General features: G+C 39.5%; 11 protein-coding genes. 6 read left to right on the forward strand and 5 right to left on the reverse strand.

The annotated features are described in order from the left end of the window. Nucleotides 1–3: 3 nt before the first annotated feature. The 3 genes from PPBDW_RS08280 to PPBDW_RS08290 all read right to left on the reverse strand — a co-directional run bounded on the left by PPBDW_RS08280 (nt 4) and on the right by PPBDW_RS08290 (nt 3,250). Complete coding sequence (locus PPBDW_RS08280; protein WP_036794728.1) at nt 4–1,683, reverse strand: 4Fe-4S binding protein; 1,680 nt, start codon at nt 1,681–1,683, stop codon at nt 4–6. 294 nt (nt 1,684–1,977) lie between these two features. After that, nucleotides 1,978–2,769: a DUF3306 domain-containing protein gene (locus PPBDW_RS08285; protein ID WP_054262027.1), complete on the reverse strand. Its 792-nt coding sequence runs from the start codon at nt 2,767–2,769 to the stop codon at nt 1,978–1,980. Then, complete coding sequence (locus tag PPBDW_RS08290; protein WP_036794730.1) at nt 2,759–3,250, reverse strand: DUF3305 domain-containing protein; 492 nt, start codon at nt 3,248–3,250, stop codon at nt 2,759–2,761. Before PPBDW_RS08290 ends, PPBDW_RS08285 begins: the two co-directional genes overlap by 11 nt. Nucleotides 3,251–3,515: 265 nt before the next feature. Between PPBDW_RS08290 and fdhD the strand changes: the two genes are divergently transcribed. The 4 genes from fdhD to PPBDW_RS08310 all read left to right on the forward strand — a co-directional run bounded on the left by fdhD (nt 3,516) and on the right by PPBDW_RS08310 (nt 8,637). Beyond that, a complete protein-coding gene (gene fdhD, locus PPBDW_RS08295) occupies nt 3,516–4,361 on the forward strand; it encodes a formate dehydrogenase accessory sulfurtransferase FdhD (protein ID WP_036794732.1) in 846 nt (281 codons plus the stop codon). Next, nucleotides 4,361–5,272 carry a helix-turn-helix transcriptional regulator gene (locus PPBDW_RS08300; protein WP_036794736.1) on the forward strand — a complete coding sequence of 304 codons (912 nt, stop codon included), beginning with the start codon at nt 4,361–4,363 and terminating at the stop codon, nt 5,270–5,272. The genes fdhD and PPBDW_RS08300 overlap by 1 nt, the downstream gene beginning before the upstream one ends. Nucleotides 5,273–5,684: 412 nt before the next feature. Beyond that, nucleotides 5,685–6,584 (forward strand): D-alanyl-D-alanine endopeptidase, encoded by a 900-nt coding sequence (gene pbpG, locus PPBDW_RS08305; protein ID WP_036796377.1) that lies wholly within the window; start codon nt 5,685–5,687, stop codon nt 6,582–6,584. A gap of 421 nt (nt 6,585–7,005) precedes the next feature. Next, nucleotides 7,006–8,637, forward strand: a complete 1,632-nt coding sequence (locus tag PPBDW_RS08310; RefSeq protein WP_107187185.1) for a C45 family autoproteolytic acyltransferase/hydrolase — start codon at nt 7,006–7,008, stop codon at nt 8,635–8,637. 362 nt (nt 8,638–8,999) lie between these two features. Here the strand turns inward: PPBDW_RS08310 and PPBDW_RS08315 are convergent, their stop codons facing one another. Both PPBDW_RS08315 and PPBDW_RS08320 read right to left on the reverse strand, forming a co-directional pair. Further along, nucleotides 9,000–11,042, reverse strand: a complete 2,043-nt coding sequence (locus PPBDW_RS08315; protein WP_036796380.1) for a sensor histidine kinase — start codon at nt 11,040–11,042, stop codon at nt 9,000–9,002. A gap of 10 nt (nt 11,043–11,052) precedes the next feature. Beyond that, a complete protein-coding gene (locus tag PPBDW_RS08320) occupies nt 11,053–12,522 on the reverse strand; it encodes a sigma-54-dependent transcriptional regulator (protein ID WP_036794737.1) in 1,470 nt (489 codons plus the stop codon). 361 nt (nt 12,523–12,883) lie between these two features. Here PPBDW_RS08320 and PPBDW_RS08325 point away from each other — a divergent pair, with 361 nt between their 5' ends. Together PPBDW_RS08325 and PPBDW_RS08330 are read left to right on the forward strand one after the other, a co-directional pair. Further along, complete coding sequence (locus PPBDW_RS08325; protein ID WP_230850390.1) at nt 12,884–13,657, forward strand: ABC transporter substrate-binding protein; 774 nt, start codon at nt 12,884–12,886, stop codon at nt 13,655–13,657. 160 nt (nt 13,658–13,817) lie between these two features. Continuing rightward, the gene (locus PPBDW_RS08330; protein ID WP_036794739.1) at nt 13,818–14,519 is read left to right on the forward strand and encodes an ABC transporter permease; all 702 of its coding nucleotides are present in this window, start codon (nt 13,818–13,820) and stop codon (nt 14,517–14,519) included. Nucleotides 14,520–14,529: the final 10 nt, after the last annotated feature.

Here is a 14,529-nt window from a genome sequence, read left to right on the forward strand (position 1 = left end):
ACCTTATACCCTTACCTGACTTTGTGGATCTTGTTCCATCTTTTCGAAAATATCGCGAACACGACAATCTTCACACATAGATAGACGACGAATAGCTTCTCCTTGAAAATGTGAATGACTTTGAAGTTTTTCTGTCAACATTTTCACCATAGATGCAGGGGCAAAAGGCTTTCCACAACTAATACAACAGGCTGCGGGTTCTTCATGAATAAGCTTATCGGCTTTACGTGCTTGCCAATCCCAATTAAAGCCAGCTTCAAGGGTAATCACTTTTTCAGGACACGCTTTTTCACACATGCCACATTGAATACAATCTTGTTCTACAAATAATAATCCCGGACGATCACCAATGGCATGCAAAGCACGTGTTGGACAAACAGATACACAACTCATACATAACGTACAATCATCAGTTTCACATGTCACAGAACCATAAGGAGCATTCGAAGTTACAGCTGAATGTGTTGGTTGTGCAGGACTTGATTGATTTAAGGTTTCTAAAACAGTAAAGAGTTTTTCACGCTTAGTGCCTGTTAGTGCGGCTTCAATCGGAGTAATAAGTATGGATTCATAGCCCTTAAAATGAGCACTATCAGAAAAATCGAATAAACAAATGCGATCAGCGTCATAACCTAATTCAGTTAAGAAATTTTGCGCAATCGTTAATTCATTGGTTAATACAGTATCAATGGTCGCTGGAATATATTTTGTATTCGTCGCTAACAAAACTTGATGCGCTCCATAAGCTAAAGCACTAAACCAAGTATCAATACCTACCGTGGCTAACTCTTCTAATGCAAGCGTAATAACACATGAAGGAAGCTCAGTAAGTGCATGAACGACAGCATCGGTATCACGCTCACCATAAAGTAAGAGTGTTGGCGTTTGACCACCTTCTTGTTTATAACGCGCTAAAACACTATGAACAAAGTTTTGGGTAATTTGAGGATCAGGTAAGGCATAACTAATAGCTTCTGTTGGACATGCCGTCGCACATGTTCCTACTCCCTGACAAAGGTAAGGATCAATCGCAATAGCAACCCCATCTGAACTTAATGCACCAGCAGGACAGGCATCAATACAACGATCACACCCTTTTATGCTTCTCGATGAATGCGCACAAAGATCAGGATTAAGGCGAAAATATTTAGGTTTATCAAACGTACCAATCATGGCCGGTAGTTCATCCACCAGCGCTGCTAATTTTGCAGAAACTTGAGCTTCAGAACGTTGACCCACCGCATAATAACCAGCCGCAGGAATTTCAACATTCATTACCCCTGTTGCCGTCATATCAACCACAATGTCAAAGCATTCACGACCAATAGCGATTTTCGCTAAATTAGTATCGACGGCTGTGGTCTCATGTCCTATGCGACAATAAACATCAAATGCACCAAGATAACCTTTTACGGTAATAGCTTGACTGTAATACAGCGTATGGGCTGTTTTGGTATGAGATGTGTTTGAATCAGTCGCCAGTAACGTCACACTGTTTAATGTTGAAAATTGATCCGCAAGTTGAAGTAGTTGCTCTGCCGTACCAATAATTAATAAATTACCACGACTTTCATACGTCACTGTAGGCGGAATAAGATTGGCAAGTTCCACTGTTCCTGTAATAGCCGTAGCTCGTGCTACACCATTAGTATCAGTAAATGCATTTAATGTACTTTTTAACATTGTTATTCCTGTATGCTCACTACCGCTAATCAGTGTCGTTGGAAGATAATAATTTTTCTTCTACTCTCTAATAGAGCAATAACCGATCCAACTTTTCACGGAATAAAATGACCTAAAAGGAACTAAAATCATAACGATCATATTTTGCTATTGAGCAATGAGACATTTTGTCTTACCTGTAGCGAACTAACGCGCCAAATTGTCTCTCTTTATGATTTTGGTCGTATTCCCTTTTTGTCCCAGTGTATTTTTACGAATAGTATTAATGGCTAACTAACTATTCTATTTTTTGTGTTATGACTTATGCTCGTGACCATTAATAATTGGTGTTAACGATAAATCTGCCGTAGGGAGTGCATCATCATCAGGATTAATAGCTTCGAGGTTATTAACTAACAAATCATCCTCTGTATCATTACTCTCTATAGCAGTATGAGTTACTGTCGAATGATCTGTTGTTGCAGCAACGATATTGTCACCGCCGGTATTTAACTCGGAATCAGTAACTGCTGAATGCGTAGAACCACCAGCAATAGGATCGACAGCATCAAGTGTTGGTGAGGATGTCGATGTTAATGCTGATATTCCATCGTTTTTCAATTGTTCTGTTGCTGTCTCTGTTGCAGTATTTATCCAACCACGCATTTGTGATGCGATCTCTGGTGCCAAACCCTGCATATTGCTAAAATCTTCAGTACTATCATCCATGTCACTGATATAATTAAACTCTTCAGAATGAAACAATTTCCTCAAAGCCGCTTTCTTAACAGATTTAGTCACTTGTTGTTGCATAAATGACGCAACACCAGATTCATAAGTCACTTTATCTGCATCATCAATCGTCAATTCAATAATCGGTTCTTCTGCTACAGAACTTGATGGAATCGTTGATGAATCAACTGATGATGGGTGTTTACTATTAGGATTCGTTACCTCATCAATTGTTATATTCTCGGGAGTCTCAATATGCTCAGATTCAAAGATTATCGAATCATCAACGGCTTCAGTATCCGTAATAGTCGACTCTGTTTTTTCACTCGGAGTTAACTTACGATTCGACCAACGTTGAAAAAAATTAGTTGCCACTTGAGCGTCCTTTTTTCTTATCGCCGCCACGTTTACGTTTAAATTCAAATAATTCGCCATGACGACCTAAAAACGCTTCCATCCATGCTTGAACCGCTAATGGAATTTCTATGTGTAAAACAACATAATCACCATCCATATAACGAGCAGCAACACCTTGCGCGGCGGTCACTAAAACAGGTTTTAATTGCTCATTTTCTTCAGCACAAATAAAGAATAAATGCGGGCTTTGCGAATTAAGATTAAATCGATACTCCATGCGTTCATCACGGAAAAGTTCTAAAGGCATCATATAGTTACCTGCGCCTATAGTTGCTACTTCCACCGCAGAGATAAGATCTTCTTCATACAAACAAATATCTTCAATCGTCCATGCATATGTTGTCCAACGACCTACTTGGCGTTCTTCTGCTTGTAGGCGAAAATTAATAGGCCAAACATGTTCATTTTTCTTTAATTCTAATTCTGCTTGTTTTGGCACATCTACTCCTACTGACAGATTTTGCTCTGCCTTTATGTTGTTATTTCATAACTTTTAATGATAAGCGTTATTTCGCTACTTATTAGATATAAGCAAATATTAGACCAACAACAAAAAACCACATGAAATATACGCATTTTTATTTGTTTTTATTAATTAACTGCGTATTGGTTTTATTTAGATAATAGTGGAACAGTCCTTGCTTAGGTTTTAGTTCCTATATGCCTTCTTAGATGTATATAAACTTATTACGCAGGAATTTCAGATGGCGACATTGCCTAAAATAATAAAAACACAAGCAACAGTGCAGCAAACTATGTCAGTAGAAATTGTTGATGAATATGGCGACCAACAAACAAAAGAGATTGCTTGTGAGCACCCCTTAACGGTTTACCTTAATTGGGTTGAAGTCGTCACCTTAATGACCTTAGGTGAACGCCCCTCAGCATTAGTATTAGGTTATTTAAAAAACCAAGGCTTTATTAATGATCTTAGTGCTATTGAATCGGTGATGATTGATTGGCAAACCAATGCCGCAGTTGTTATTACCAAAGAAAATACAGAGAACCTTGCTCAGCAATTAGAAAAGAAAACCGTCACCTCTGGCTGTGGGCAAGGCACCATGTATGGCAATGTCATGAAAAAACTCGAAGGTATTACGCTACCGCAACCGCAAATTAAACAATCGATGTTATATGGGCTCCTTGAAGCATTAACCCATCACAATGAAACTTATAAAGCCGCGGGTGCGGTACATGGGTGTGCCGTATGTAAAGGCACCGAAATATTATCGTTTGTAGAAGATGTAGGTCGTCATAATGCCGTCGATACCTTGGCGGGTGAAATGTGGTTACAGCAACAAACCGGTGACGATAAAATTTTCTACACGACAGGTCGCTTAACCTCTGAAATGGTTATCAAAGTGGCTCAAATGGGGATTCCAGTGTTACTTTCTCGCTCTGGCGCGACTCAAATGGGCTACGATCTGGCTAAAAAATTAGGTATTACCATGATTGCGCGTGCTAAAGGGCTACGCTTTCAAATCTATAACGGTAGCAACAACATTGAACTTGATGTTAAAGGTAACGCTATTGAAAGGAATCAAGACTAATGGCTAACTTTCCTGAATTCATGAACGCCAAGTTAGTCGCTGAATATCTCGATCTTAATGAGAAGAAAGTATACGCCTTAGCCAATGAAGGTTTACTACCCGCCACTAAAGTCACAGGGAAATGGTTATTTCCTAAAGCAATGCTCGATAAATGGTTATTAGAATCTTGTCATAACGGTGTGCTAACCGATCGCTTACTGATTGCGGGCTCTGATGATCCTCTATTACAGTGTGTTGTCGGTAAAATGGCCAATCAACTTGGCAGTACTGCATTGGTTGGCTATACCTCAACAGGTACACGTCAAGGGTTAGCAATGTTAAGTAAAGGCCACGTTGATATTTGCGCTATTCATTGGGGGAATGTTGAGGAAGCTAGCTTACGTCATCCTGCATTACTACAACAATATCCAGGCCATAAAAACTGGGTCTTAGTCCATGCTTTTGAGCGAAAACAAGGGCTGGTAGTTAGCCCTATCATTGCTGAAGCCGTTAATAGTCGTTCTATTCAACGTCATGAATTATTATCACCTCGTTGGCGCTGGGCATTGCGTCAACAAGGCGCTGGTAGTATGCGAGCTTTAGAAGAATGGATTCATGGTCATGGCTATGATATGACAATGCTAAATCAAGTCGATTGCTGCAACAGTGAACGAGAGTTGGCCTCTGCGATTGCGAGAGGACAAGCAGATATAGGCTGTGCCAGTCAAAGTACTGCTGGAGAATTTGGGTTGGGATTTATCCCCCTCTGTACTGAAGCCTTTGAACTTGTCATACCTAAAAATATTTACTTCCGCACCTTACAACAACAGTTATTACAATCATTAACCCAAGGTGAAATTCAAGCTCATGGTGATCAATTGGGCGGCTATAATTTTACGCGTACAGGGCAACAAGTATGGAGCGCTAATTGATTTTAGTACTTCCTGCAAAGGTCATCAGCTGATGGCCTTAATGCAAGCATTAACAGTAAAAGAGCAAGATATCACCACCATAAAAAGCCATCTAAAAAACAATAATCACAAAAATAAATTAAAAATAGCAATCATCAATAAAATATTCCAGCTTAAATACTATCCTAAAATTTGTAATGCTAATTCGACCGACTTTTAACAGTCATTTAATGCTTCAAAATCACTTTTAGAATTAATATTCTAAGCAATTATTTTTTTGAATAATGTTTAATTAGTGACATTGGTTTGACTGCTGGTTTTATAAACAATTCTAAATGGATTAACACAAACATGACTTGCTTAAATACAATTGAAAGGAAGACAATAATAAGATAACTATTCCCCTCTCTAAATGGGATTCCAAGGAGCCATTGTGCGCAACGCTTTAATTTTATTTTTTACACTTGCAAGTATCAGTTTTTCTTCTTTCGCAAGTATCAACACCAGCAAACTTAACCCAAGTAATCTTCAGACGGCTTCGGTAAGTAATTATGTTATCGATTTAAGCTCAGGAAAAACACTTTACCGAAAAAATTCCAATGTCGTGATGCCAATTGCTTCACTGACAAAGCTAATGACCGCAATGGTGACATTAGATGCCAAACTTCCGCTTAACCAAAAAATCACTTTCACTAAAACGGATAGAGAGCATATGTACAATACATATTCTCGTGTTCGTGTTGGTTCTGAGTTAAGCCGTGGCGAAACAATGCACATTGCATTAATGTCATCTGAAAATTTAGCAGCTGCTGCCCTTGCAGCTAACTACCCTGGTGGCTACAACGCATTTATTCGTGCAATGAACGCTAAAGCAAAAGCTCTGGGAATGACACACACACACTTCGTTGACAGTTCAGGCCTAAACCCTAAAAATCAATCAACAGCATCTGATGTTGCTAAGATGGTACGTGCGGCTTACAAATACCCTGAAATTCGTAAGTACAGCACTAATGGTGCAGTGCATACTGCTTACTTTACGCATCCTCGTTATAAATTAGGCTACACCAATACTAACGCGCTTGTGCGAGGTAAAAAATGGGACGTAAATTTAAGTAAAACAGGTTTCCTTGATGAAGCGGGTCGTTGTTTAGCGATGGTTACCACTATTGATGGCAAAAAGATCCTAATGGTCATGCTTGATTCACAAGGTAAGCTAACACCAATCGGTGATGCTGGCCGCATTAAGCAATGGCTACAAACAGGTAAAAGCAAAGCCATTACTGCTGACGCTAAATACTACCAACAGCAAAAGTTGAAAGAATTAACAAAATAACTATTGGTGTTAGTTCATAACCAAAAAAGCCAGCATTCAAGGTGCTGGCTTTTTTGTGGAAATTTTCACAGAGATAAGTACGTCGCTCCCATTAAACCATTACCGTTACCATTACCGTTACCGTTACCGTTACCGTTACCGTTACCGTTACCGTTACCGTTACCGTTACCGTTACCCATTATTTAACGGCTCAATATTTAGCAACCTTACATCTCAATTAAACCACTATTCGTAACTAAATCATTTGGTTATCATTATAAATTAACATTATTTTTTGTATTTTCAACCTGTAAGAGTTATATAAAAAATGGCATCATATGTTTACATTTTATAAAATAATCACAAGCTAGCTGTCTCTTGTTGCATAGAGAAAAAGGAGGATGATTAACGCCACTCATTTACCTCAATCAACATACTTATTATGAATAAGCCTTTGAAACATCATCTTGGCAAAAAAACACTACTCGCTTGTATTATTTCTCTTGCTTCTGTTAGTTATGCCAACGCAACAACACACTCGCAAAACCTAACCCAATATCCGCCTAAAGCGTTATTAGCCCAAATCACCGCCCCTGTTACTGGTGAACTGTACAAAACAAAACTAACCGCTGAGCAACAACAAATCGTTGATCAAGCCAAATTAGAGAAAAAAAATGGCTGGTGGCATGTCGGGATTAAAGGTAATGCTTTTGATCGTGGCTTCCAATATGGCTACCTCATCGCGCCTGATTTTAAATTAGCGTGGAAAGATAGCTGGAGCATGACCTACCTAACAACAGGTGTCCCTTACAGCTCATGGCAAAAAGCCGCATTAGAGCAAACTAAAGATAAGATCCCAGCTGAACTTCGCCAAGAAATGGAAGGTATTGCAAAAGGCCTAAATGCGGCAGGCTTGCATGTCACTCTAGCTGACATCATTACTTGGAACGACATGATCGAGCTTACTGGCTACTGGTGGCCTTCAGTGGGGATGCATAATTATACCAAGTGGGTTGATCCTGGTTTAATTAACGCATCCGCATTCCCAGCCCCATATACTAAAGCGGAAATGGACTCGAACAATATTGAGCTAAGTAAAAACAGCGCCAATATTGAAGGCGCTAAAGGTAATTGCAGTGCTTTTATCGCAACAGGTAAAGCTACTGATAATAAAGGTATCGTAATTGGTCATGAAACCTTTAATGATTTCTGGTCTGGTCAATTTTCTAACGTCATTCTTGATATAACACCAGACAAAGGCTACAAAATGGCCTTCCAAACAGCACCGGGGATGATTGAATCTGGTACTGACTTCTGGGAAACAGGTGCAGGTCTAGCGGTTGTTGAAACCACATTGGCAAATGTTATGGATTGGAAAGCTGGTGGCATTCCTGAGTTTATCCGTGTCCGTGAAGCAAGCCAATATGCCAATAATATTGATAGCTGGATCAAACTTGAAGAAAAAGGCAACAACGGCGGCTACGCCAATACATGGTTAATTGGTGATATTAATAACAACCACATTGCTAAATTTGGTCAAGGTCGTGTCTACCAATACTTCAATGAACTAAAATCTGGTTACTTCACTGGCGAAAATGTCTCTGTCGATCCTCGTCTACGTTATATTGAAGGTTCTGATGTTGACTACAACGATATTCGTCAACAAGAAGGTGCGCGTCGTTTACGTTGGATCCAATTGATGCATAAATACAACGGTAAAATTGACGTTGCTGTTGGTCAAAAAATGCTAGGTGATACCTACGACGTCTACCTTAATAAGATTGATGCATCATCACGTAATATCTGTGCTGAATACGACAAAGATTCGCAACCTTATGTATCTGATCCAGCGGCAGTATGGAACGTACCATTCACACCAGCAGGCTCTGTTGACGGTAAAGTCGCTAACAGCAATGATATTAAGAATTTAACTATCAGTGCCCGCTTTGGTCGTGCCAACGGTGCACCATTTGATGCTAAAGCCTTTATTAAAGCCCACCAGCAATGGGGCTGGCAATCTGGCTATTTATTAAGTCGCCCATCAGAACCATGGACTGAAATGAAATTTATCTAACAAACTACAACCTAATATCGCGATCATTGATGTTATTAAAGATGATCGCGATTCTTCCATCGCGTTTTCTATCTCAATAGTAAACATTAAAACAGTATGATATTGATCTATAAACTATGCTTTAAATATTCTTAAAATAAAAGGATTGCTTATGCAGCATACAGAAATGATCACCCCTTCTTCATTAGGCCTTATTAGCCGAATATCCCTTTCCGCGTCACTGTTTCTTATTATTGGCTTATCTCTGATGTAACAACTCGTTGTATTACAATAACTAAACAAAAGTGACAAAAAGCCCCTTGGTAATTGCAATGAACATGCGATTACCAAGGGGCTTTTGTTATAACGAGTATTTTTTTATGTTACGCTGTCACCTGAAGATCTAGCTCACTAGGGCATTCTTTTTTATGCTTGAGATAGACAATAAACGTTGAGCCTTGACCTTCGACTGATTCAACTGTCATTTCTCCACCAGCATTAGCGATAATACTTTGGCTGACTGATAAACCGAGCCCTGTACCTGAACGACGAGTAGTGAAAAAAGGATCAAAGATGCGTTTCATGTTTTGTTCTGAAATACCGCAACCATGATCAGTAATTGCAACCATTGCACCACGTAGTTCTCCATTTTCATCAAGCCAATCATCGGTGGTTATTTTTAATACCCCTTTGTCATCCATCGCATGGATACCATTCATCTGTAAATTAACCAGCACTTGTAATAATTGATGGCGATTAACTTCAACACTGCATTTAGCGGCAAGGTTGACTTCAAACTGAATATCCATTTTTTTAGTGCCAGAACGTACCAATGTGAGGCTCTCTTCAACAATTAAGTTTAAGTGGTGCCATGTCACTTCATCTTGTACTCCGCCTTGACGGCTATATTGCAGTAAACTACGAGTAATATTCCGAATACGATCAATTTGTAAATGAATAGCAGTCAGCTCTTCTTGAACTTCGGCAGTATTGTCGCCTAACTCCAACTGAATTAATTCAATATTGCCTAAAATTACTGCGATTGGATTATTAATTTCATGAGCAATACCAGCCGTTAACTCACCTAATGCGGCTAACTTTTCCGTTGCGACTAACTTTGACCGTGCTTGATGCAATAATCGAATATGACGTTCTAACTCTTCCGTTTTTTGATGTAAACTTTGAGTGCGCTGTTCGACTTTTTCTTCTAGTTCTATCGCTGCTAGTTTAATCAAACCATTACGCTGCTCTAATTGATCCAACATTGAATCAAATTGCTCACCCAATATCTGTAATTCATGCCCATCACATAAATCTAGTTTACCAACTCGTCGTTTTAGCCCCATTTGAACAGCTTTAGCGACTTGATAAATTTTCTCAATCGGTAAAAACAAATCACGGGAACCTCGGTAAACGATAATGCTCGTAAATAACAAGACAAGAAAGATGCTGACACTCATTTCTATAATATTGGTTAAATAACGATGAATTAATGGCCATTGCAAGTAACCGGTATAAAGCATGCCAATAACTTTGCCATCATTCGCATGTAAAGGCTCATAAGCTGACACATACCAACTATCATAAACAAAAGCGCGATCAACAAAGGTTTGCCCTTGCTGTAAAACTGTTTGCCGCACATCTTCAGAAACTCGTGTACCCACAGCACGACCGATAAGATTAGCACTGTCTAACGGAACATTGGTGCTAATACGCACATCCCCCATAAACAATGTTACCGTCCCCAGACTTCCTTTCGGTAATGTATCTGCGGCATAAACCAAATCACGAATACGATCCACCAGCGATGTACTGTTATTTAATAAAATCCCGCCATCTAAAATCCATTTAAGCTCACCTTGCTGATTAAAGATTGGAACTAAACTGCGACTAACCAGCCCTTTGTGTTCAATAGTGCCTTCTTTTAATAACGGTAATTGTGCTCGTGCTGGTAAATCATGATTTAACTCAAATAATGCACTGCGATCTAATACTTGGAAAAAAGTCTGATCTTTCCCTGTACGCAATAATCTTTGCTCTTGCGCTGAAAATATTCCAATATCACTCACAGGATGTAACACCACAAAGTCTAAATGATATTGTTGATTTTGCAGATGTACCCACTGCGGTAATGTTGTTTCATCAAACCGTAATCGCCGTTGAAAATCATAAGAATTAGCTAATGCTTGCAATTCCGTCCGCTGCTCTTTTTTCAAAAGCACCATACTATGGTGGGCAACCGCTAAATCCGCTTTTACATTCATCAATGCACTTTGCCAGGTATATGTCACCGTCCAATAGCAAGTTATACCAATTAAAGCTAATAGCGTAAGAAAAATAGGGACAGAGGTAAGCACTAATAGTCGATAACGCACCATCGTTTTAAAGCGCCGTAACCACATAAAGACAAATGTATTTACTTTCATAGCCTTAACCTTATAGTAACTCATCTGTCCATTCTTTATATTTGCGCTCTAAGGTTTTTCTTGCAACACCAAGCTTACGTGCTGCTGCTGATTTATTACCTTCACTAGCATCGACAACCTGCATAATATGCGCTTTCTCAACTTCTTTTAAAGTCCAAGTGACGGGGTAACAATATTGATCTTCACCCGCATCATGACATTGGCATGGACGTTGAGGATGAGCAGCATTTAGATCGACCTCAATCGCTGTTATCGCCTGCCCACCTGTCGCTACGACAGCAGTAACAGGTAAAGCATCACCTTGTAACTCCTGCCAATAATCAGCAGGCGGTTTGCCTAATAAGATACAACGCTCCATCATATTGCGTAATTCACGAATATTTCCCGGCCAAGAATAGGCTTGCATCGCCAAAATATCTTCATGGGTCCAGCTGATGGCTTTCATGCCCAGATCTTTTGATAATTGAAGTGTAAAGTGATGGGTTAACGACGGAATATCTTCTACGCGCTCACGTAATGAGGGCAAATCAATCGTTAGAACATTTAATCGATAATACAAATCACGCCGAAAGCGGCCTTCCTCTACTTCAAGCTTTAAATTACGATTTGTCGCAGCAACAATACGGACATCAATTTGAATTTCTCGCTCTGAACCTACAGGACGAATGGCTTTTTGTTCTAATGCACGTAATAAGGAAGACTGCATTGCCAGTGGCATTTCACCAATTTCATCTAAAAATAAGGTGCCGTTATTCGCCACTCGAAACAGACCTTCTCGGCTTTTTTTCGCACCAGTAAAAGCGCCTGATACATGACCAAACAGTTCACTCTCTAGAAGTTCCGGTGCAATTGCTCCACAGTTAATAGGCACAAAAGGCCCTGTACGCTTACTTAATTGATGTAATGCGCGCGCAACCAATTCTTTACCGGTTCCCGATTCACCTTCAACTAATACAGCGGCAATAGATGGTGCCACTTGAGCAATCAGTTTTTTCATCTGCTGTGTCGCAGGCGCATCACCAATAATATTAACTGGGTAGCTCCGCTCAACGTCACGCTGTAACGCAAAGTTTTGACGTTCAACTAAACGCCTTTCAATACAACGATTCACTGACTGCATCATTTGATCAAGGTTAAATGGCTTAAGAATAAAATCAGACGCACCAGCACGTAACGCTTGAATTGCCATTTCTAAATCAGCATACCCCGTCATAAAAATCACATCACTACGACGGGTTGTCGGATCAAACGCTTCATGCCATTCAATACCAGAACGGCCAGGTAAGTTAATATCAACAATTAATAAATCAAAATGACAGCGCTTACGAATTTCTTCAGCTTCTTCAATACTTCCTGCGGTATCAACTTGAGCAAATTTTTTACTTAAGGCTTTTTTTAAAATCGTGCGCATTCCCGGTTCATCATCAACCACTAATACAGAAACCGCAGCCCAAGATGAAGACAAACTAAAATCAGACATAGACATAGGGACATTTTAACCGAATTAAAATTTGCGACATTTTGTCTCACGGCTAATCATTAAGTCAAAACTGTTTTATCATTCTGTTTAACTTCGGTTATCTTTAACCTATTTCACGTAATAATTGATACCTAAATCACATAATTAACCTTATTCATCAACATTCGAAAGATGGCACTTTACTTGCTTATAGCTGAACAGCGCTATTTATTAAGATGATGTGAGTCATTTTGCCGCACTTTAGGCATCAAGCACTTACGACCTCTCATCTCAAAACTTTTTAATGTAAACCAATCGATCAGGAACGTTGATGAACTTATTAAAAACCACTTTCGTTATTCTTAGCTGCGCATCAGCAACCATGGCTTATGCAACCACAGAAACAACAGCAAACAAAACAGTGCGTCTAGCTACGACCACCAGCACTTATCACTCAGGATTACTCGATTACTTATTACCAGTATTTACTAAAGACACTGGCTATAAGGTCGAAGTATTAGCAGCTGGCACAGGTAAAGCACTACGAATGGGTGAACATGGTGATGTTGATTTAGTGATGACTCATGCACCACAATCAGAAGCCCAATTTGTTGAAAAAGGCTTTGGGGTTTTACCGCGTAATTTAATGTACAACGATTTCGTTTTAGTCGGTCCTAAAAATGATCCAGCAAAAATTAAAGGCGATAAAGATGTTGCACACGCATTAAAAGAAATTGCTACGGATAACGCTGTGTTTATATCTCGTGGTGATGATTCAGGAACCAATAAAAAAGAACTCAATATCTGGGCGCAAACAAAAATGGAACCTAATTTCGGTGGTTATAAAGCGGTTGGCCAAGGAATGGGACCAACCCTGAATATGGCATCTGAATTACAAGCCTACACATTAACTGATCGTGGCACATGGTTAGCCTATGAAACCAAACTTGATCTGGAAATTATGGTTGAGGGCGATAAGCGTTTATTTAACCCATACCAAGTTATTTTAATTAATCCTAGTCGCTACCCAGATCTTAACTACCAAGGTGCTAAAACATTCAGTGATTGGTTAGTGAATCCAAAAGCCCAAAAGTTAATCAATAATTACCAACGTCATGGTAAGCAATTATTCGTTGCAGATGCTCAAACACAATAACGATAACAACTTAATTTAATATGACATTTCGTCGATGATTGTTTATTTGATACATAAAACATTATGGGATCACAGTTATTGCATAGGGTCTTAGACTTAATGTTAATAACATTAATGATGACATCATCGGCGTACTTTTTAGGTTAAAACAAACATTAGCATGAATATTTGGCAGACAACTCAGCAAGCGACTCAACTACTCTTTAGCGGCGATAGCGCACTTTGGGGCATTGTCGGAGTGTCATTTTCGGTGTCTCTTTTTGCCATCGCCTTAGTTATTATTCCCTCGCTCTTAATTGCCTTCGCATTAGCTTACGGTAAGTTCCCAGGGCGTTGGCTAATACTCTCTTTAATGAATACCTTACAATCAGTGCCGACGGTAGTGATTGGTTTACTGCTTTACATGTTGTTATCACGAGCAGGGCCATTAGGCGATTGGCAAATGCTCTTTACTCAAAAAGCGATGATTTTAGGCCAAGTAATGATTTGTTTTCCTTTACTTATTTCTATGATGCATGCGGCATTTCAAAATAGCGATCGTCGCGCATGGGAAACTGCACTCACCTTAGGTTCTAGTTATCCACGTGCATTACTGAGTTTAATGTGGGAAAGCCGATTTCCATTACTTGCAGCGATTGTTGCTTCTTTCAGCAGAGTGATCACTGAAGTCGGTTGCTCCATGATGGTGGGTGGTAATATTTTAAATTCAACTCGAAATATTCCGACTGCAATTGCCCTTGAAAGCTCAAAAGGTGCATTTGCTCAAGGTGTTGCCTTAGGAATGGTGTTACTTATTTTAGCCTTAGGTCTAAACTTTATTTTATCTATTGCCCGTGGCAAAGCCCATTTGCGCACTAACTAAGCCGAGGCCT

It is taken from the genome of Photobacterium kishitanii (genome assembly GCF_000613045.3).
GTDB classification, from domain to species: Bacteria; Pseudomonadota; Gammaproteobacteria; order Enterobacterales; family Vibrionaceae; genus Photobacterium; species Photobacterium kishitanii.